Here is a 19,327-nt window from a genome sequence, read left to right on the forward strand (position 1 = left end):
CCGGCGCGGCAAAAGTTTCAGCTATCGAGCGCCACGCCGTCGCTGTAGATCACCTGGCCGTCGCGGGTGATGTCGCGGATCTCGCGCAGCATGTCGTCGGCGGCGGTTTCCGCCTCCGCTTCGCAGGCGCAGTCGGGCAGTACCACCCACAGCACGTTGACCCGGCTGCCGGGGCGCTTGGGCTGGTATTCGATGAGGCCGATGTAACGCGGGCCGTCGCGCATGGCGTCGGTCCAAGCCACATGGTGCGGGAAGTCTTTGAACATGCCGGAATCCTTGCTGATCGGGCCGTCTCTCACTTCAGAACCCAGAGGGTCACGGAGAGTTTCCGCCGCCTTCATGACGGTTTTCCAATCGTTCGAGAATCTTGCGCAGCACGCTGAGGATGATCAGCGCCATCACCGTTGCGAGAATCGCCACGGTCTCGTTGCCCAGCCCCACCGCCACGCCAATCGCGGTGGTCAGCCAGATGCCGGCCGCGGTGGTCAGGCCCTTGATCTGCCCGGAATCGTCGCTTTTCAGGATGGTCCCCGCGCAGAGGAAACCGACCCCGGCGGCGATACCCTGGATCACTCGGCTCAGCGCATCGGTGTGCGCCTCTTCGAACTGCATGATCATCACGAAGATCGCCGCACCCAGCGCCACCAGCATGTGGGTGCGCACCCCGGCGGCCTTGCCCTGCTGTTCGCGCTCGAAGCCCAGTACGCCGCCGAGCAGCGCGGCGAGCAGGATGCGCAGTCCGGCGCGGGTCAGCTGCTCGACGTCGGCGGCGTCGGAGAATTCGTCGACCAGGGTCGCCTGCACCGTTGTCCAGGCGCTCACCGGCCCAACCCCGCAATGCTTGGCGCGCGTCTCATGGCAGTTTCCCGCAGTGATCCGTATAGCCGTTCGACTCGTCGCGGCGCCGAAGGTTTGCCAGCGAAGAGCTGAACCATTTGGCCACTAGCCGAGGTCTTATCCAGTAAGAACGACGGAATCACCCGCTGGAGGTCGCAACCATGGCGTCACCGCACAAGTTTCTCGTCAGCTACACCATCAAGGATCAGGCGCACTCCACCGAAGTGCTGAGCGAGGCCGAGTCGCTGACGCCGGATCAGGCGCTGTTTCACTTGCAGGGACTGCACGGCGATTGCCTGCCGGGGGACATCACTGTTGTCGAGGTGAAGCCCATCAGCCATCCCGGCAAGCCCGAGCCGTTGGCCGAGCCCAACGTGCAGCTATGACGACGCCATGAAGAATCTCGAAACCCCGAAGACCAAGCTCGCCCTGTTCGGCGTGCAAGGCAGTGTCGGCAATGCGCTGCTGGTTGAATCGCTGGGTCGCCAGTTCGAAACCTCGGTGATCCTCAGCGACCTCAACGCGGTGACCGCGCGGCCAGGTATCCGCGCCAAACAGGGTGATCTGTTCGACCCGATCGGCGTGAGCCGCAGCGTGGCGGGCATGGACGGGGTGATCTGCATCCTCAGCAACCCGCACCTGGCCGCCGGCGCCGACGATCGCCAACTGCGCAGCTTCGACGACCAGTTCGTGGCCATCGGCGCGCTGCTCGATGGGCTGGTGATCGCCGGCGTGCGCCGCCTGCTGCTGGTCGGCGACTTCAGCTGGCTGGACTACGACGAACAGCTGCCCTCGCCGACCCTCGACCTCCTGGAGCAACGCCTGCTGGACAGCAGCCTGGCGTGGACGCTGGTCGACGCGCCGGCGGTGGCCGAACAACTGCTCGAGTTCGACGACTTTGCCCATCCCCATGAAGGGTCGGAGACCAGCGAACTGGAGCCTCTGCGCCGCTTCGCCGCCGGCGTGCTCGACGAGTTCGAGCTTGCCAATCACATCCACGAACGCATTCGTTTGACCGACCATCGCGAGGTATCGCCATGACCATCGGCAGCTTCATCCTACTGATCTTCTCCGGCTGGCTGCTGCTCTGCGCCGCCACCCTGTGGGCCATGCTGCGTTTGGCGCGGCATCACTACATCCCGGTCACCACCGCGGTGCGTGTCACCCAGCGCCCGAGTCGCCCGCACGCCAACAAACGCACCATAGCCGCCTGAAAGGCTCGGCATCCCTGCCGAGCCGGCCGTTTGAGGCGGTGAGTTAGGCCGGCACCTGCTTGGCCTTGGGCTCCCGCGCCCATACCCGGTGCTCACCGATCGCCTTGCGGAATCCCGCCAGCAGCGCCTTGCCATCCTTGCCAGCCAGCAAACCGGCGTCCGCCTCCAGGCGCAGCTGCTTGGCCAACTCGCCGGCCTCACCACACAGCGCAATTGCCTTGAGGTGCTTGTAGGCCTCGAGCAGGTAGTGCAGCGCCGCGCCGTTGCCGGCCAGGGCCTTGGCGGCCGCAGCGCCACCCGGCACGAACACCGCGTCGAAGGCGATCGACGGCAGCCCCTCGTAGCTACCGTGCGGCACCAGTGGTTTGCCGTCGCTGCCAGTCACCGGCGCGGCCGTCGGCCCGATCAGCTTGGCGCTGGCGCCCTCCTTCTTCAGCGCGGCCAGCAGCGCCGCGATGTCGGCGGCCGCCGCACCGTCGGCAATCAGCACCGCGACCTTGCGCGACTTGATGTTGCCCGGCAGCAGGTTGGCCTGGCTCAGCGCCGGCGAGGCCCTGAGCTTGCGCGCGGCCAATTCGACAGTCGGTCCCTTGGGCGCCGGCAGGCCGAGGTTTGCGGCAACCCGCTTGGCCAACGTCATGTCGATGTTGGCCAGCACTTCGTTGACCTGCCGGGCGCGAATCTCCACGCGCTCGACCTTGCTCAGCTCGAAGCTGTAGGCGCTGATGATGTGCTCCTGTTCGTGCGGGCTCATGCTGTTGAAGAACAGCGTGGCCTGCGAGAAATGGTCGCTGAACGAGTCGCTGCGCTTGCGCAGCTTGATGCCGGTCATCGGCTCGGGATAGCTCTCGAAGCCCCCACCCTGCGCCGCCGGCGGCGTTTCCTTCGGCCAGCCTGCGTCGATCGAGTTCGGTTCGTAGGCCGCGCGGCCCTTGTTGACCGTCTGCCGGTGGATGGCGTCGCGCTGGTTGTTGTGGAACGGACAAACCGGCCGGTTGATCGGCAGCTCATTGAAGTTCGGCCCGCCGAGGCGCGACAGCTGGGTGTCGGTGTAGGAGAACAGCCGGCCCTGCATCAGCGGGTCGTTGCTGAAATCGATACCAGGGACGATATGGCCGACGTGGAAGGCCACCTGCTCGGTCTCGGCGAAGAAGTTGTCCGGGTTGCGGTTGAGGGTCAGCTTGCCGACCTTGCGCACTGGAACCAGCTCCTCAGGCACCAGTTTGGTGGGATCGAGCAGGTCGAAGTCGAACTTGTCTTCGTCGGCCTGGGGAATCACCTGCAAACCGAGCTCCCACTCCGGGTAGTCACCGCTCTCGATGTCCTCCCACAGCGCGCGGCGGTGGAAGTCGGGGTCCTTGCCGGCGAGCTTCTGCGCCTCGTCCCAGATCAGCGAGCAGACCCCAGACAGCGGCCGCCAGTGGAACTTGACGAACACGCTCTTGCCCGCCGCATTGATCAGCCGGAAGGTGTGTACGCCAAAGCCCTGCATGGCGCGAAAGCTGGTGGGGATGGCGCGGTCGGACATGGTCCACAGCACCATGTGCGCGGATTCCGGCTGCAGCGAGACGAAGTCCCAGAACGTATCGTGAGCAGAGCCGCCGGTGGGCATCTCGTTATGCGCCTCAGGCTTCACCGCGTGGACGAAGTCGGGAAACTTGATCGCGTCCTGGATGAAGAACACCGGCATGTTGTTGCCGACCAGGTCGAAGTTGCCCTCGCTGGTGTAGAACTTGGTGGCGAAGCCGCGCACGTCGCGCACCGTATCGGCCGAGCCGCGCGGCCCCTGCACGGTGGAGAAACGCACGAACACCGGGGTATCCGCCTGGGTGTCGTTGAGGAAAGCCGCCTTGGTCAGCTCGGCCAGCGGCTCGTAGAGCTTGAACACCCCATGCGCCGCCGCACCACGCGCATGCACCACGCGCTCGGGAATCCGCTCGTGGTCGAAGTGGGTGATCTTCTCGCGCATGATGAAGTCTTCGAGCAGCGATGGTCCCCGCTCGCCGGCTTTCAGGCTGTTCTTGTTGTCTGCGATGCGCACCCCGGTATTGGTGGTCAGCGCTTCGCCGCTGGCGTCTTCGCGGAAGGCGTCCAGTTGTTCGTGTTTTCGGCTGTTGTTGCGACGGTCGAGGGTGTCGGTTCCGGCCAGCTGGCTGGATGGGGCTTTCTTTTTCTGCGGCATCGGGGCTCTCCTCAGGCGACGGGTGGCGCGCGCTCGCCTAATCGCGGCGCGCCGCCACCTCTGGTTGAGAGACCGCTGCAGGTTGGGAGGTTCGAGGAATATTTTCCGCACCAAGCCGAGGGGACGAGCGCCAGGAAATCGCCGCAACCCACACGAAAAATATCTGTCGAAGCCAGTACGTTGTTTTTTCTCGCCGCGCCCGACTGGCGTGCGGCGCGACGACGAATTGCGGTGGCGGACCGTCCTGCAGCCGCAATACTGATGACTCTTCCTCGTACGTGACCTCGGGTGCCTGGAATCATGAGCAAACAACCCCTTTCCCTGCATGAGATTGAAACGCTGCTCATCCTTCGGCAGTTCGATCGCTGCCAATGCACGCTGGATGTCGATGGTGCGCTGGGTGTCCAGTTGGAATTGGGGGAAAAGGTGCTGACGGTGGCCGGCATCAACCGCCAGGAGCTGTGTGACGAGCAGGCGGTCTACGAGTTAGGCGATGCGCTGCTCGAAGAGATGAACCTGCTCGAATTCCAACCGCCGCTGCCGGGCGAAGACCTCAAGCCGGCGCGTTGGATTCGTCATGCCTGACCAGCCGGACAGCGCCGCCGAACGGTTGGCCAGCTGCGTCGTGCCGCTGCTGCAGGAGGCCTGCGACTACGCGCAGCGGCATGGCATCGCCGTCGAGCTGAGCGTCAGCCCCGGCGAAGCCTGCCTGACCCTGACCACCCCGGGTGGCAGCCACCTCGAATCGCTGCGCGTGGCACTCGGCCCCGACGCCGAGCACGCGCTGATCGAGAAAAGCTATGAGGATGGCGAACTACTTAGCCAGACCGTCAGCGTGCACGGCCTGAGCCCGACAGTGATCGAGACCGAGCTGGCCGGTTTCTTCCAGCGCGCTGCCGCCCTGCCCCTCGGCTACCTCAAGCCGCGTCACCCCGCCGGCTTCTGAGCCGGGCGCGGCAAGGTGAAGGGCACGTGCCAGATGTCGGAGGCGTATTCGCTGATGGTGCGATCCGAAGAGAACCAGCCCATCCGCGCGGTGTTCAGCACCGCGGTGCGCCACCACTGGGTCGGTTTGTGCCAGAGCGCGTCGACCCGGCGCTGGGCCTTCCAGTAGGCATCGAAGTCGGCGCAGACCATATAGCGGTCGTAGCCGAGCAGGCCATCGATCAGGTTGGCGTAGCGCTGCGGGTCGTCCGGCGAGAACACCCCGGCGCGAATCGCTTCGATGGCGCCAGCCAGGCGCTCCGAGCCTTCAACCACGCTAGTCATCTCCAGCTCGCCAGCGCGCCGGCGGCTTTCCACTTCGTCGGCGGTCATGCCGAAGATGAACATGTTGTCGCTGCCGATCAGCTGGCTCATCTCGACGTTGGCGCCGTCCAGGGTGCCGATGGTCAGCGCGCCGTTCAGGGCGAACTTCATGTTGCTGGTCCCCGAGGCTTCCAGCCCCGCGGTGGAAATCTGCTCGGACAAGTCGGCCGCTGGAATGATGGTCTCCGCCAGGCTGACGTTGTAGTTGGGCAGGAACACCACCTTGAGCAGGCCGCGCACGGTCGGGTCGCTGTTGATGGTGCGGCTGATGTCGTTGGCCAGTTTGATGATCAGCTTGGCCTGGTGGTAACTGGCCGCCGCCTTGCCGGCGAAGATCTTCACCCGCGGCGCCCAGTTGGTAGCCGGGTCGTTACGCATCGCCTGATAGAGCGCCACGGTGTGCAGCAGATTGAGCAACTGGCGCTTGTACTCGTGGATGCGTTTGACCTGCACATCGAAGATCGCCTGGCTGTCCAGGCTGATGCTCAGGCGCTCCTGCACCAGGCGCACCAGAGCGACCTTGTTGCGCTGCCGGCACTCGGCGAACTGCTTGCGAAAGCCTGCCTGCTCGGCGAGCGGTTCCAGCCCCTGCAGGGTGGTTTCCGGGGCGACCTGCCAGTCCTCGCCGAGGCTTTGCGTCAGCAGCCCGGTCAGCGCCGGGTTCACCTGATACAGCCAGCGGCGGAAGGTAATGCCATTGGTCTTGCTGTTGATCCGTTCCGGGTACAGGCGGTGCAGGTCGCGGAATACCGTGTGGCGCATCAACTCGGTGTGCAGCGCGGAGACCCCGTTGATGCTGTTCGACCCGAGGAACGCCAGGTTGCCCATGCGCACACGACGGCCGTGGTCTTCTTCGATCAGCGACACCGAACGCAGCAAGGCGAAGTCGTGGATGTCCTGGGCGCGCAGCGAATCGATGTGGAAGGCGTTGATCAGGTAGATGATCTGCATGTGGCGCGGCAGCAGGCGCTCCATCAGCGACACCGGCCACGACTCCAGCGCCTCAGGCAGCAGCGTGTGGTTGGTATAGGACAACGTGCCGACGGTCAGTCGCCAGGCGATGAACCACTCGATCTGGTGCACGTCGACCAACAGGCGCATCAGCTCGGCCACGGCGATCGACGGGTGGGTGTCGTTGAGCTGGATGGCGGCCTTCTCCGGCAGGTTGAGCAGGTCGCCGTACTCGTCGAGGTGGCGCTTGAGCAAGTCCTGCAACGAAGCGGAGACGAAGAAATACTCCTGCCGTAGGCGCAGTTCCTGGCCGGCTTCGGTGCTGTCGGCCGGGTACAGCACGCGGGAAATGCTCTCCGCCTTGACCACGTCGGCCACCGCGCCGAAGTGGTCGCCGGCGTTGAAGCGGTCCAGCTGCAGGTCTTCCTCGGCGCGCGACCGCCACAGCCGCAGCGTGTTGACGCTGGCGCGGCGCCAGCCGATCACCGGGGTGTCGTAGGCGATCGAGCGGAATGTCTCGCCGGGCGTCCACACCTGGCGCGGCGGGCCTTCGGAGCTTTCCTGGGTGCTCACGCTGCCGCCGAAACCGATCCGGTAGCTGACTTCCGGGCGCTCGAATTCCCATGGATTGCCGAAGTCCAGCCAGGTCTCGGTGTGTTCCTGCTGCCAGCCGTCGGCGATCACCTGACGGAACAGCCCGTGCTCGTAGCGGATGCCGTAGCCGTGGGCGACCACATCGAGGGTCGCCATGCTTTCCATGAAGCACGCCGCGAGGCGGCCCAGACCACCGTTGCCGAGCGCCGCATCCGGCTCGACCTGACGGATGTCGTCGAGGTCCACGCCCAGCTCGCGCAGCGCCTGGCGCGCGATGTCGAGCACGCCGAGGTTGCACAGGTTGTCGATCAGCAGGCGGCCCATGAGGAATTCCAGCGACAGGTAGTAAACCCGCTTGGCCTGGCTGCGATCGACGGTTTCGCTGGATTCCTCCCAACGATCGGCAATCTGATCGCGAGCCGCCAGCGCTACCGCTTCGAACCAGTCGTGGCCGAAGGCGTTGCCCGGCGACTTGCCGACCGCGTACTTGAGCTTGAGGAGGATGTTTTCCTTGAAGGCCTGGACGGCGGCGTCTGGATCGGCGCTGGCTTCGCGGGACATGGCGGGTCCTTGGAGTTGATGGCTCGTGCGGATGGCGCGCTGTGCAAAACGCGCCCCATGAGTCTGAGTCCCTCCCTGGCGCCGAGAGTTCCGGCCGCGCCACGCCTGACCGCTCGTCCGAATGGCTGAACCCTGGCAGTGGCGCCGATTCACACGGTAAGAGCCCGTCTGAATGGGAGTACTGGTCATGCCTCGCGGAAGCAAAGCCAAATACACCGACAAACAGAAGCGCAAGGCCGAGCACATCGAAGCGTCCTACGAAGCCAAGGGCGTATCGAAGGGAGAAGCGGAAGCGCGGGCCTGGGCCACAGTCAACAAGCAGTCCGGTGGTGGTGAACACGCCGGCGGCTCGGGGCAGCAGAAATCTGCCGCGGCAAAAGCCAGTTCGCGGCGCAGTTCGGCGCGGCGTGCCGTCGCCACCAAGGAAGGCCTTCCGCGCTCGTCGCGCGCCTCGCTCGGCGTCGAGACCAAAGCCGATCTGCTCAAGCAGGCACAGGCCAAGAACATTCCGGGCCGCTCGACCATGCGCAAGCAGGAGCTTATCGATGCCCTGCGTAAAGCATCCTGAGCCCAAGGAGTCGCTATGAACGCTCGCGCTTTGTGGGTCTTGCTGGGTTGCCTGATCACCGGTTCCGCCCTTGCTGACGCCTGCCAGGTGACCAGCCGCAGTTCCAGCGCGGCGGTGCAGCCGGTGGAGCTGGAAAGCTGCTTCGAGTACCAGGGCATGCCGGCCGACGCGCTGGACTGGTCGTGTCGCAACGAAAGCAAGCAGATGGTCAACACCACCCAGCACAAGCTGCCCAAGTGCGCCGCGGGCTACTTCGCCAGCTGCACCGCGGCGCTGACCCAGGAAACCCTGGCCAATCCGCGCGCGACCCGCAACGACCCGTCCGCCGGCGCCATCGCGATTCCCGATGACGCGCGGATCGTCACCTATTACTACGCGGCCACCGACCGCACCCAGCTGCAGAAGGACTGCGAACAGGGCGGCGGCCAGTGGCGAGAGGAGGCACGTTAGGTAGGCAAAACACCCACCGCAGAGCCGGAATGCGCTGCGCCGCGCGATCACCTCTGGCTCAAGGAGCCCGCTCATGTCGAGCAAAAATGGAGTTGTGCTGCTACCCGCCACCCCGCCACCGCCCACTCACGAACAGGCGAGTCATGCAGCGATGGCCAATCTGCTAGCCGAACTGCTGGACACCCCATTCCTCGGGGACTATCAGGACCACGCCGCCCCCAACCTATACGTCATCCCCACCGACACGCTGATCGGGACTCAGGCGCACGACCTGGACATTCACGGGCCGGACGATCTGTTCGGTGGCTCGGTCGCGCATCCGTTCATGGCCACCAAGGCAATCACCCACGGCCTGCCCGCCGCCGGCGCCCATGCGCCAGACGGCTGGGCCTACGACTTCGCCGGACTGGCCAGCAGCGCGATCCTGGTCGGCTTCACCGTGTTCAATGCAACGGACGCCGGCGTCGCCGGGCAGATCCTGCTGGCCGCCGGCAGCCTGCGGGTCAAGCCGGTGCGCGGCAAGGCCGGGCGCGGCCAGGAAGTCATGCGCAGCGCGGACGAGCTGCAGCGTTACCTCGACGGCCTGGACGCCGAGGAACTGGCGACGTGGGGGCTGGTGCTGGAGGAGAACCTCGAACGGGTGGTCACCTACAGCGTCGGCCAGGTGCGCGTCGCCGGCCTGGTGCTCAGCTACCACGGCACCCAGCGGCTGACCCGCGACAACCAGGGCGAGGAAGTCTACGGCGGTTCGGAGCTGACCCTGGTGCGCGGCGGCTACGACACCCTGGCGCGCCTGTCCTTGCCCGACCGCACGCGCCTGGCGGTGGATCAGGCGCGGGTCTACGAAGCCGCCGCGCGCGCCTGCTATCCCTCGTTGATCGCCTCGCGCCTCAACTACGACATCGCCCAAGGCAGCAACGCCAAGGGCGACTTCCGCTCCGGCGTGCTCGAACAATCCTGGCGCATCGGCGGTGCCAGCGGCGCCGAGGTGCTTGCCCTGCAAGCCTTCGCCGCCGACCCGGCGCTGCAGTCACTACGCGCCAGCACCACGGAAACCTATGGCGACAGCCAGCCACCCGAGGGGGCGACCATCCTGTTCCGAGGGCAGGACGAAGAGGTTGGTTTCATCACCAAATCCGCGAGAATCGAGGCCTATGACAGCTCGAAGCGAAGTGATTGATATCCAGGTCAACGAAGAACTGCTGGCCGGCACCCTGCTCACCCCCGGCGCGAAGATGCCGGGGATTCTTTTCGTGCACGGCTGGGGCGGCAGCCAGCATCGAGATCTGGCGCGCGCCAAAGGCATCGCCGGGATGGGCTGCGTGTGCCTGACCTTCGACCTGCGCGGCCATGAGAAGACCCTCGCGCAACGCACCCACGTCAGCCGCGCGCAGAACCTCGAAGACATCATCGCCGCCTATGACCAACTGGCCCGCCATCCGGCCACCGACGCCGACGCCATCGCGGTGATCGGCAGCAGCTACGGCGGCTACCTGGCGACCATCCTCACCCAGATGCGCGCGGTGCGCTGGCTGGCGCTGCGCGTGCCGGCGCTGTACTGGGACCAGGACTGGGACCTGCCCAAGCAGACCCTGGATCGCGACCGCCTGGCGCTATACCGCCGCGAGCTGCAGAGTCCGCAGGGCAACCGCGCCCTCGCCGCCTGCAGCACGTTCAGCGGCGACGTGCTGATCGTCGAATCGGAACACGACAGCTATGTGCCGCACACCACGATCATGAGTTACCGGCATGCGTTCATACGCTCGCACTCGCTGACTCACCGCATCATCGATGGTGCCGACCATGCGCTGTCGACCGACAGCGATCAGAAGGCCTATACCGCGATGCTCACGGCGTGGATCACGGAAATGATCATCGGCGCGCGGATTGGCGACTACCCGCACCACTCCGCCACCTATTCCTGAGAATCAGGATGCTTCGCTGCTCGGCGCCGGGTGCAGCGTGCCGAGCATGCGCGCCAGATCCTGCTGGCCATAGGGCTTGCGCAGCACCGGCAGACCGGTCTCGTCTGGATTGGCCGGCTCCAGCTGATCGACGAAACCGGTCGCCAGCACCACCGGCAGTGTCGGCCACTCGACCCCGATAGCGCGCGCCAGTTCGCTGCCGGTCATGCCGGGCATGGCATGATCGGTGATTACCACGTCCACCGACCCGGCGTGCAGCAACGCCAACGCCTCGCGCCCGCTTTCGGCAAGCTGCACCGAACAGCCGAGGTCCTCGAGCATCGCCTGGGTGCTGTGCAAGACCAGGCTGTCGTCATCGACCACCAGCACTTTCAAGGCATACCCCAGCGGGTGGGTGGCGCGCGGCGCGGCGCTAATCACGGGGCGCTCATCTGCGCCACAGGGCGCCACTGGCAACCAGATTTCCACCGTGGTCCCGACACCGAGACGGCTCAGCACCCGCAGCTTGCCGCCCAACTGCTCGGCAAGGCCATGCACGATGGACAGGCCGAGACCGGTGCCCTTGCCCACCCCCTTGGTGGTGTAGAACGGCTCCACCGCGCGGGCCAGCGTGGCTTCGTCCATACCCTCGCCGTTGTCCTGCACCGAGAGGCAGACGTAGCTGCCCGAGGCCATGCCGCGCGGGTCGCCGGCGGCAATCGTGGCATTGCACGCGGCGATGACGATGCGGCCGCCGTGGGGCATGGCATCGCGGGCATTGGTCGCCAGGTTGATCAGCGCCAGCTCCAGCTGGTTGACGTCGGCCTTGACCGGGGTCAGCGCCGGCGGAAACGAGGTTTCGACCTGCACGTTGGGGCCCAGCGAGCGCAGCAGCAGGTCGGTCATGCCCTCGACCAGCTCCGGCACGTGCACGGTCTCGGTGTCGAGCTGCTGCCGACGCGAGAACGCCAGCAGGCGTTGGGTCAAGGTCGCGCCGCGCTGCGCGCCGACCAGCGCGTTGTCCAGCAGGCGGTTGACCTTCGGCTCGTCGGGCAGGCGTTTGCGCAGCAGTTCAAGGCTGCCGAGGATGGCCATCAGCAGGTTGTTGAAGTCGTGGGCAATACCGCCGGTCAACTGGCCGAGTGCTTCCATCTTCTGCGACTGGAACAACGCCGCGCGCGTTTGCTCGAGCGCTTCCTGGGCTTGCTTGGCCTCGGTGATGTCGCGGGTGATCTTGGCGAAACCGATGAGATTGCCGTAAGGATCACGAATCGGGTCCACCACCACGTTGGCCCAGAACCGCGTGCCGTCCTTGCGCACGCGCCAACCCTCCTTCTCGAAACGGCCGTCGGCCAGGGCGGTCGCCAGGCCGCGCTGCGGTTCGCCCTTGGCGCGATCCTCTTCGGTGTAGAAGCGCGAGAAATGCTCGCCGATGATTTCTTCCGGCAAATAGCCCTTGATGCGCTGCGCGCCGGCGTTCCAGTTGGTGATGATGCCGTTGGGGTCGAGCATATAGATCGCGTAGTCGGTCACCCCTTGCACCAGCAGGCGGAACTGCTGCTCGCTGCGCTGCAGCGCTTCCTGTGCGATCTTTTTCTCGGTGAGGTCACGGGTGATCTTGGCAAAGCCGACGTGGCGACCGGACGGGTCGATCACCGGGTCGATCACCACATGCGCCCAGAAGCGTTCCCCGTCCTTGCGCACCCGCCAGCCTTCGCTCTCGAAGCGGCCATCCTCCATAGCGATGCGCAGCGAGCGCGCCGGCATGCCGGCGGCGCGGTCTTCTTCGGTATAGAAGCGGGAGAAATGCTCGCCGAGGATTTCCGCCTGGGTGTAGCCCTTGAAGCGCTGCGCGCCGGGGTTCCAGCTGATGATCCGGCCGGTCGGGTCAAGCATGTACAGGGCGTAATCGGTGACCGCATCCACCAGCTGGCGGTACAGACCATCGTCGTTGCTTGTCACGTCAGCTGCCATTTGACCGTTCCATTGCGCCCGCCGGCAAAGGCCCGCGGTGCCGACCTTTGCATGTTTGACCTTGCAGACTGAATCCTAGCTCACCGGCCTGGCCAATCGTGCAGCGGACTTCGGCGAATACTGCCTATTTGCCGGCCTCATCGCGCAAGTAGCGCTGGCTGCCGCAGCGCTTGCACACGCAGGACAGCAGCAGCTCGTTTCCCAACCGGCACATATGCATCCCCACAGCAGGCAACTGACGGTCATGATCCCATCCTCTTCACCGATCGTTCACTACGGCAGGAGCAGCTTTCGGGCCACCCTGCGTCGGCGAAAAAGACACAAGAAAACAACAGGTTGGGAAACTGGCCAAGCGGTGGCGCGGTCATTCTGCACGGCAGCGGCAAACGGGCCGTGCAAAATGCAGCCGGCTAGGCGAGCACGCGGTTCAGCAGCCAGCCGAGCAGCACGCCGAGCGGAATCACCAGCAGCAGGTTGACCAACGGGGCGAACAGCAGCGCCAGCGCAGCCGTGGAGCTGGTCGGCGCGACGAAGACCTGAAAGTAGGCGAACCCATCGACCAGCAGGATCAGGCATGCCGCCAGCAGCGGCATCAGCGGGTTCTTCAGCGCGGCCTTCAGCCACAGGCAGACCGCATAGGGCACCCAGGCCCAGAACATCAACGCGACGCTGAACGTGTTCAGCCCGCTCGATGACTTGAACGCCGCGATGTAGAAATGCAGCGCCGCGCCGAGGGCCACCACCAGCAGGATGGCGGGTTTGATCCATCGCCCCATGTTTCGCCTCCCTTCTCCGTTCGGTCGTCTAGTCCAGGCGAGACGGTTAGCGACGCCGCGCCTCGAAGTCTGTGGAGCATATACCGAGCGACCGCGCGGCCGCGCCAGATTCAGCCAGACTGTTGAAGTCTGACCCACCTCGCCAGCGGGTTGCCCGCATTCGGCGGCGTGCGGATCGCTTCAGGCCGACAAGGAGTTTTCGATGGCTGAATCAAGCAAGAAGATGAGCCTCACCGGGCTGACCACCCTGGTGGCGGTGAACATGATGGGCTCGGGCATCATCATGCTGCCGACCAGCATGGCCCAGCTCGGCGCGGTGTCGCTGCTGTCCTGGGTGGTCACTGCAATCGGCTCGATGGCGATCGCCTACAGCTTCGCCCAGTGCGGCATCTACTGCCCACGCTCGGGTGGCCTGTCGGCCTACACCGAAGAAGCGCATGCGAAATCGGGCTTCTTCCTCTGCTCGTACCTGTACTTCCTGTCGTTGGCCATCGCCAACGTCGCCGTGGCGATATCCGCGGTGGGTTACATGACCGCCTTCATCCCCTGGTTGGGCACTGGCGCGATCCCGCTGTTCGTCGGCACGGTGAGCCTGATCTGGCTGACCATCGTCGCCAACTTCGGTGGCCCGAGCATCACCGGCAAGATCGGCGCGATCAGCGTCTGGGGAGTGATCATCCCGGTGGCCGGGCTCAGCCTGATCGGCTGGTTCTGGTTCAAGCCCGAGGTGTTCGTCGCAGCGTGGAACCCCAATCAGCTGCCCATCGCCGAAGCCGTCGGCCAGACCATTCCGCTGACGCTGTGGGCGTTCCTCGGCATGGAATCGGCGGCGCAAGCCTCCGATGCGGTGGAGAATCCCAAGCGCAACGTGCCGCTCGCCTGCCTGTTCGGCACCCTCGGCGCGGCAGTGGTCTACGTGCTGTCGACCACCGTGATCCAGGGCATCATTCCCAACCCCGAGCTGGCCAACTCCTCGGCGCCGTTCGCGCTGGTCTATGCGCAGATGTTCAACCCCACGGTCGGCAACATCATCATGGTGCTGGCGGTGATCGCCTGCGTCGGCTCGCTGCTCGGTTGGCAGTTCACCCTGGCGCAGACTGCCAAGATGACCGCCGACGAGGGCATGTTCCCGAAAATCTTCGGCCGCCTCACCGCCCTGCAGGCGCCGGTGCTGGGCATGATCGTCTGCGGCGTGCTGCAGACCGTGATGGCGCTGTCGACCATCTCGCCGAACGCCAGCGCGCAGTTCGGCAAGTTGGTCAGCCTGGCCGCGGTGACCAACCTGATCCCCTACGTGACCGCCCTCACCGGCCTGCTGGTGATCATGTACAAGGTCGGCGTCGGCCCGACGATCTACATCCGCAACAGCCTGATCCTGATGGTGGCGCTGGCCTACTCGTTCTACGCCCTGTACTCCTGCGGCAAGGAGGCGGTGTTCGGCGGCACCCTGGTACTGGCCATCGGGTACCTGTTCTACGGGTCGATCGCCAAGTTCTTCGTCAACAAATCACCACCCAGGCTGGCGGACGCCGGGGGGAGCAGCCTATGAACCGGGTCTCCCGCAGTCTGCTACTCGCCTGTGTGCTCGCCGTCCCGGCCTTGGCCGGCGCCAACACATTGGAGCGCGTGCGCAGCAGCAACACCTTCACCCTCGGCTATCTGCCCGGCTTCGCACCATTCAGCAGCGCGACGGGCGAGCAAGTGAGCGGCTACGCCATCGACCTATGCCTGAAGATCGCCGAGCGTCTCAAGACCGAACTGGCGCAGCCCGATCTGCAGGTGCGTTACCAGCCGCTCACCGCCAGCGAGCAGATCAGCGCCGTCAGCTCGGGGCGAGTCGACATCCTCTGCACGCCGACCCCGGAAACCCTCGAGCGGCGCAAGTCGGTGAGCTTCTCCGTGCCGGTGTACACCGCCGGCCTCTCGGCGCTGCTGCGCAAGGATGCGCCCGAGGCCCTGCGCCGCGCACTGAACGGCGAGGAGGCGCACGTCGGCCCGACCTGGCGCGCGACGGTCAATCGCGGCCTGTCCAACCAGACCTACGCCGCCGTCGCCGGCAGCATCACGGTGGACTGGATTCGCCAGCAGATGAATCGCCTCGGTGTGGTGGCCACCCTGGTCACCGTGGAAAACAACCAGCAAGGCGTGCAACAGGTGGCCGACGGCAAGGCCGATGCGTTCTTCGCCGAACGCATGCTGCTCAACAACCTGCTGCAGACCGAAGACCCGGGCGGCCAGCTGATGGTGCTCGATCGCACCTTCACCTCGGCGCCGGCCTCCTTGGCGCTTGAGCGCGGAGATGAAGACTTTCGCCTGCTGGTGGATAGCGTCCTGAGCGAGCTGTACCGCTCGGGCGCCATCGAGCAGGCCTACGCGCGCTACCTGGGCGGTGCCGGCGACGCCGCCAAGCAGCAGTTCAAGCTCTACGCCCTGCCCTAGTCTGGCTCGGCCCGGTCCGGATCGTCGGGCCGAGCCGGGCGGGTAGCTGCTGCAGCGGTGCTGGGAATTTGTTTTTTCGCGCCAAGTTATGGCCAAATCCCGCCACACCCAGCCCACTGATCAGCCGCTCACTCGCCGGAGCGCCAAGGTATCCCGATGATTTTCCTCACCCGTGCGGCGTCCCTGCACGGCTATCAGGAGTTCGCCATCAGCCAGCAGCTCGAGCCTGCCCGGATGCTGCGGGAGGTCGGACTGCCTGAAGATGTGCTTGAGCACCCCGACAGCCTGATCGCCTACCACCGCTTCACCGCGCTGATCAATCTCAGCGCCAAGGCCAGCGGCAACCCGGCGTTCGGTCTGCAGTTCGGTTTGCATCAGGGCGTCGGCGTGTTCGGCTCGCTGCTCTACCTGGCGCGCAACACCCAGAACGTCGGCGAGGCGCTGCACGACCTGAGTCGCTACTACCACGTGCACAGCACCAGCGCGGAAGTCGCCCTGCAGCGCCAGGGCGAGTACGCCCTGCTCGGCTACAGCACCGACGAAGAGAACCTGCGCGGCAACAGCCAGATCAGCGAGTTGGCGATGGGCGTGGGCCTGCAACTCATGCGCACCTTGCTGGGCACCCGCTGGCAACCGGAAGCCGTGCTGTTTCAGCACGCGCCGCTGTCCGCTCCCGCGGTCTACCAGCGCCTGTTGGGCGTCAAGCCGCGCTTCAACTGCGACGTCGATGCCTGGATGTTCGACGCCAAGCTGCTGGATATCCCGCTGGACAGCGCCGACCGCGAACTGCACCGGCTCATCCAGCAGCACCTCGACATCATCAGCCACATGGACAGCCGCGAACTGCCGGGTTACGTGCAGCAGCTGATGCGCAAGCTGCTGCCCAGCGGCCGGGTGACGATCGAGTACATCGCCGACGTCATGCGACTCAGCCCGCGCACCCTGCAGCGCCACCTGGCAGCGGAAGGCACCTCGTTCCAGCAACTCCTGGAGCAGACGCGCCAGGCGATGACCGTGCGGTACATGAAGGAATCGGACATCAGCCTGATCCAGCTCACCGAAATCCTCGGCTACACCGATCAGAGCACCTTCACCCGCGCCTTTCAGCGCTGGTTTGGCGCCAGCCCGCGGGAATGGATGAAGCAGCAGGATCTGCGTCGCCCGCGACGCATCAACCCGCGACGCTGAGCCGACCAGTGTCAGCTCAGCGTGGGCTGGCTCAGCGTGCCTGATAACGCATGAACTTCTCGACCATCTGGTCGACGGTGAAGGTCGCCGGACGCTGCCGCGGCGGGTACTTCTCGAAGGTATTGAGGAACTGCTGGACGCGGATCATCGCCGGGAAGCCGACGACCGCGACCTTCTTGTCCCACCAGACGTTGTAGCCGTTGGAGTCGGTGTCGGCGCGTTCGAACGGGTCGCGGCGCAGGTTGAACACCTTGGGAATGCGCAGCTCGACGAACGGGTCGCGCCAGACATCGAAACGCTGCGAGCGCTGCTCGGCGAACACTACTTTCCAGTCGCCGTCGCGGATGCCGAGCAGTTTGCCGTCGTCACTGAAGTAGTAGAAATCGGTGCGCGGGCCCTTCTGCTCCTTGCCTTCCAGGTACGGCAGGAAGTTGTAGCCGTCGAGGTGCACGTTGAAGTTCTTGCTGCCGGCCTGGTAGCCCTTGAGCAGCTGTTCTTTCACATCCGGCACGCCGGCGGCGGACATCAGCGTCGGCACCCAGTCCTGCGCCGACATCACTTCATTCGAAACGCTGTTGGCCTTGATGTGCGTCGGCCAGCGCACCAGTGCTGGAACGCGGAAGCCGCCTTCCCAGTTAGTGTTCTTCTCGCCGCGGAACGGCGTGATGCCGGCGTCGGGCCACTGGTTGAAATGCACGCCGTTGTCGGTGGTGTAGACCACGATGGTGTTGTCGGCGATACCCAAGTCATCGAGCTTCTTCAGCAGCTGGCCGACATGCCCGTCGTGCTCGACCATGCCGTCGTTGTAGAAGCCCTGTCCAGACTTGCCCGCCACCTTGTTGCTGATGTGCGTGTAGTAGTGCATGCGCGACGAGTTGAACCAGACGAAGAACGGCTTATCGGCCTTCGCCGCCTTGTCGATGAAGTTCAGCGAGGCGCCGAGGAATTCGTCGTCGATGCTCTCCATGCGCTTGCTGGTCAGCGGGCCGAGGTCTTCGACCTTGCCGTCGGCGAGGCTGTGGATCACCCCGCGCGGGCGAATCATCTTGTCGATGGCCGGATTCTTGGTCCAATCCGGATCTTCCGGCCCCTCTTCGGCATTGAGGTGATACAGGTTGCCGAAGAACTCGTCGAACCCATGATTGGTCGGCAGGAACTCGTCGCGGTCGCCCAGGTGGTTCTTGCCGAACTGGCCGGTGGCGTAACCGAGCGGCTTGAGCAGTTCTGCCAGAGTGGGGTCTTCCTTCTGAATACCCACCGGCGCGCCGGGCACACCGACCTTGGTCAGTCCGGTGCGCACCGGGTGCTGGCCGGTGATGAACGCCGAGCGGCCAGCGGTGCAGCTCTGCTCGCCGTAATAATCGGTGAACAGCATGCCTTCATTGGCGATGCGATCGATGTTCGGGGTGGGATAGCCCATCATCCCGTAGCTGTATTTGCTGATGTTGGTGATGCCAATGTCGTCACCGAAGATCACCAGGATGTTCGGCTTCTCCGCGGCATGGGCTAGCGGCAGGCAGGCGGAGGCGACCAGGATTGCGCCCGCATGGGTGAGCGGACGCAACCAGGCTTTCAATCGACTCATCGTGCAACTCCTTCTTGTTGTAGTGCGGCCAACGTCGGCCGGCGCACACGTCGTCTGCGCAGCGGACGTGCGACTGCGCACTATGCGAAGGGAAGCTGATAGAGTTTGGAGCTTTCACGCCATTCTTTTGATGATCCGCGCCACGGTGCGACCCGGGATCGCCGCCGGGCTCTGCTCTAGCGGCGCGGCTTGCAGGTCAGCGCGGTGCCGTACCAGTCCACCCGCGCTTCGCCCTGGTGCTCCCAGAACTGCATGCCGTCGCTGGCGTACTTGCTACCGCTGGCGGCCGGCTGGGCGATGCCGATGCTCTGGTCGTTGCCGTAGGTGATCACCACCGCGCGCGGCTCGAGCTGGTTGTAGAACGCGGCGCTGAACGGCTTGCTGTTGTCACCGCAGACGAACTCGACCGCTGTCGGCGCCTGCACCGAGCCAGACTGAATCTGCAACTCGATCAGGCGGACCTGATAGCTGTAGCGGATGCACTGGGCGACATCGGCTGCCTTCCAGCAGTCGTCGCGGCCTTTGATCCAGCCCCGCTGCGTGGCCTTGAGCGACTTCAGCCCGGCGGCATCGACCTGCTGGCCAGCCTTCGCGTAGAGCGCCGCCATCTGCCGATCCAGCGCACTCAATTCAGGGCTGCTGCAGACCTGTTGTTCGACCTGCCCTTGCGCCTTGGCGCAATCGAACGAGGGGCCGCTGGCCGCCTGTGCGGCGGCCGCACAAAAGGTCAACGTCAGGAGCATGGCGGGAGTGCGTAACGACATGGTGATCCTCAAAGGTGGACGTGAGATTGGCT

20 protein-coding genes are annotated in these 19,327 nt (G+C 65.2%); 12 read left to right on the forward strand and 8 right to left on the reverse strand.

Features of this window, described 5'->3' with window-relative positions:
• Positions 1-17: 17 nt before the first annotated feature.
• Together JQX08_RS14460 and JQX08_RS14465 are read right to left on the reverse strand one after the other, a co-directional pair.
• Entirely contained in the window at positions 18-266 is a 249-nt protein-coding gene (locus tag JQX08_RS14460; protein WP_205349102.1) for a hypothetical protein, read from the reverse strand.
• Positions 267-315: 49 nt separating this feature from the next.
• A complete protein-coding gene (locus JQX08_RS14465) occupies positions 316-822 on the reverse strand; it encodes an MgtC/SapB family protein (RefSeq protein ID WP_205349103.1) in 507 nt (168 codons plus the stop codon).
• A gap of 176 nt (positions 823-998) precedes the next feature.
• On the opposite strand from JQX08_RS14465, the gene JQX08_RS14470 reads away from it, so the two are divergent.
• The 3 genes from JQX08_RS14470 to JQX08_RS14480 are packed head-to-tail and all read left to right on the forward strand — an operon-like array spanning position 999 to position 2,051.
• Entirely contained in the window at positions 999-1,223 is a 225-nt protein-coding gene (locus tag JQX08_RS14470; RefSeq protein WP_205349104.1) for a hypothetical protein, read from the forward strand.
• 7 nt (positions 1,224-1,230) lie between these two features.
• Positions 1,231-1,878 (forward strand): NAD(P)H-binding protein, encoded by a 648-nt coding sequence (locus JQX08_RS14475; protein WP_205349105.1) that lies wholly within the window; start codon positions 1,231-1,233, stop codon positions 1,876-1,878.
• Positions 1,875-2,051 carry a hypothetical protein gene (locus JQX08_RS14480; RefSeq protein WP_205349106.1) on the forward strand — a complete coding sequence of 59 codons (177 nt, stop codon included), beginning with the start codon at positions 1,875-1,877 and terminating at the stop codon, positions 2,049-2,051. The genes JQX08_RS14475 and JQX08_RS14480 overlap by 4 nt, the downstream gene beginning before the upstream one ends.
• 43 nt (positions 2,052-2,094) lie before the next feature.
• Here JQX08_RS14480 and katE read toward each other — a convergent pair whose 3' ends face one another.
• Positions 2,095-4,233, reverse strand: a complete 2,139-nt coding sequence (gene katE, locus JQX08_RS14485) for a catalase HPII (protein ID WP_205349107.1) — start codon at positions 4,231-4,233, stop codon at positions 2,095-2,097.
• A 300-nt stretch (positions 4,234-4,533) separates the two neighbouring features.
• Here katE and JQX08_RS14490 point away from each other — a divergent pair, with 300 nt between their 5' ends.
• Both JQX08_RS14490 and JQX08_RS14495 read left to right on the forward strand, forming a co-directional pair.
• The gene (locus JQX08_RS14490) at positions 4,534-4,818 is read left to right on the forward strand and encodes a DUF1652 domain-containing protein (RefSeq protein WP_205349108.1); all 285 of its coding nucleotides are present in this window, start codon (positions 4,534-4,536) and stop codon (positions 4,816-4,818) included.
• On the forward strand, positions 4,811-5,179 hold the full coding sequence (locus JQX08_RS14495) for a hypothetical protein (RefSeq protein WP_205349109.1): 369 nt from the start codon (positions 4,811-4,813) through the stop codon (positions 5,177-5,179). Before JQX08_RS14490 ends, JQX08_RS14495 begins: the two co-directional genes overlap by 8 nt.
• On the opposite strand, the gene JQX08_RS14500 is transcribed toward JQX08_RS14495, so the two are convergent.
• On the reverse strand, positions 5,161-7,647 hold the full coding sequence (locus tag JQX08_RS14500) for a glycogen/starch/alpha-glucan phosphorylase (RefSeq protein WP_205349110.1): 2,487 nt from the start codon (positions 7,645-7,647) through the stop codon (positions 5,161-5,163). The genes JQX08_RS14495 and JQX08_RS14500 overlap by 19 nt on opposite strands.
• Before the next feature lie 187 nt (positions 7,648-7,834).
• Here JQX08_RS14500 and JQX08_RS14505 point away from each other — a divergent pair, with 187 nt between their 5' ends.
• The 4 genes from JQX08_RS14505 (at position 7,835) to JQX08_RS14520 (ending at position 10,590) form a co-directional block, all read left to right on the forward strand.
• A complete protein-coding gene (locus JQX08_RS14505) occupies positions 7,835-8,215 on the forward strand; it encodes a Rho termination factor N-terminal domain-containing protein (protein ID WP_205349376.1) in 381 nt (126 codons plus the stop codon).
• A 15-nt stretch (positions 8,216-8,230) separates the two neighbouring features.
• Positions 8,231-8,665 carry a hypothetical protein gene (locus tag JQX08_RS14510; RefSeq protein WP_205349111.1) on the forward strand — a complete coding sequence of 145 codons (435 nt, stop codon included), beginning with the start codon at positions 8,231-8,233 and terminating at the stop codon, positions 8,663-8,665.
• Positions 8,666-8,738: 73 nt separating this feature from the next.
• The gene (locus JQX08_RS14515) at positions 8,739-9,845 is read left to right on the forward strand and encodes a DUF3182 family protein (protein ID WP_205349112.1); all 1,107 of its coding nucleotides are present in this window, start codon (positions 8,739-8,741) and stop codon (positions 9,843-9,845) included.
• The gene (locus JQX08_RS14520; protein ID WP_205349113.1) at positions 9,820-10,590 is read left to right on the forward strand and encodes an alpha/beta hydrolase family protein; all 771 of its coding nucleotides are present in this window, start codon (positions 9,820-9,822) and stop codon (positions 10,588-10,590) included. The genes JQX08_RS14515 and JQX08_RS14520 overlap by 26 nt, the downstream gene beginning before the upstream one ends.
• Before the next feature lie 3 nt (positions 10,591-10,593).
• Here the strand turns inward: JQX08_RS14520 and JQX08_RS14525 are convergent, their stop codons facing one another.
• Complete coding sequence (locus tag JQX08_RS14525; RefSeq protein ID WP_205349114.1) at positions 10,594-12,543, reverse strand: hybrid sensor histidine kinase/response regulator; 1,950 nt, start codon at positions 12,541-12,543, stop codon at positions 10,594-10,596.
• Between the two features lie 410 nt (positions 12,544-12,953).
• Entirely contained in the window at positions 12,954-13,319 is a 366-nt protein-coding gene (locus JQX08_RS14530; RefSeq protein ID WP_205349115.1) for a hypothetical protein, read from the reverse strand.
• A gap of 202 nt (positions 13,320-13,521) precedes the next feature.
• On the opposite strand from JQX08_RS14530, the gene potE reads away from it, so the two are divergent.
• The 3 genes from potE to JQX08_RS14545 all read left to right on the forward strand — a co-directional run bounded on the left by potE (position 13,522) and on the right by JQX08_RS14545 (position 16,946).
• Positions 13,522-14,868 carry a putrescine-ornithine antiporter gene (potE, locus tag JQX08_RS14535; protein ID WP_205349116.1) on the forward strand — a complete coding sequence of 449 codons (1,347 nt, stop codon included), beginning with the start codon at positions 13,522-13,524 and terminating at the stop codon, positions 14,866-14,868.
• On the forward strand, positions 14,865-15,758 hold the full coding sequence (locus JQX08_RS14540; protein WP_205349117.1) for an amino acid ABC transporter substrate-binding protein: 894 nt from the start codon (positions 14,865-14,867) through the stop codon (positions 15,756-15,758). Before potE ends, JQX08_RS14540 begins: the two co-directional genes overlap by 4 nt.
• A gap of 156 nt (positions 15,759-15,914) precedes the next feature.
• Positions 15,915-16,946, forward strand: a complete 1,032-nt coding sequence (locus tag JQX08_RS14545) for an AraC family transcriptional regulator (RefSeq protein WP_205349118.1) — start codon at positions 15,915-15,917, stop codon at positions 16,944-16,946.
• Positions 16,947-16,977: 31 nt separating this feature from the next.
• Here the strand turns inward: JQX08_RS14545 and JQX08_RS14550 are convergent, their stop codons facing one another.
• Together JQX08_RS14550 and JQX08_RS14555 are read right to left on the reverse strand one after the other, a co-directional pair.
• Positions 16,978-18,531: an arylsulfatase gene (locus JQX08_RS14550; protein ID WP_205349119.1), complete on the reverse strand. Its 1,554-nt coding sequence runs from the start codon at positions 18,529-18,531 to the stop codon at positions 16,978-16,980.
• 176 nt (positions 18,532-18,707) lie between these two features.
• Positions 18,708-19,295: an MliC family protein gene (locus JQX08_RS14555; RefSeq protein WP_239482188.1), complete on the reverse strand. Its 588-nt coding sequence runs from the start codon at positions 19,293-19,295 to the stop codon at positions 18,708-18,710.
• Positions 19,296-19,327: the final 32 nt, after the last annotated feature.

The organism is Zestomonas insulae, from assembly GCF_016901015.1.
Taxonomy (GTDB): Bacteria; Pseudomonadota; Gammaproteobacteria; order Pseudomonadales; family Pseudomonadaceae; genus Aquipseudomonas; species Aquipseudomonas insulae.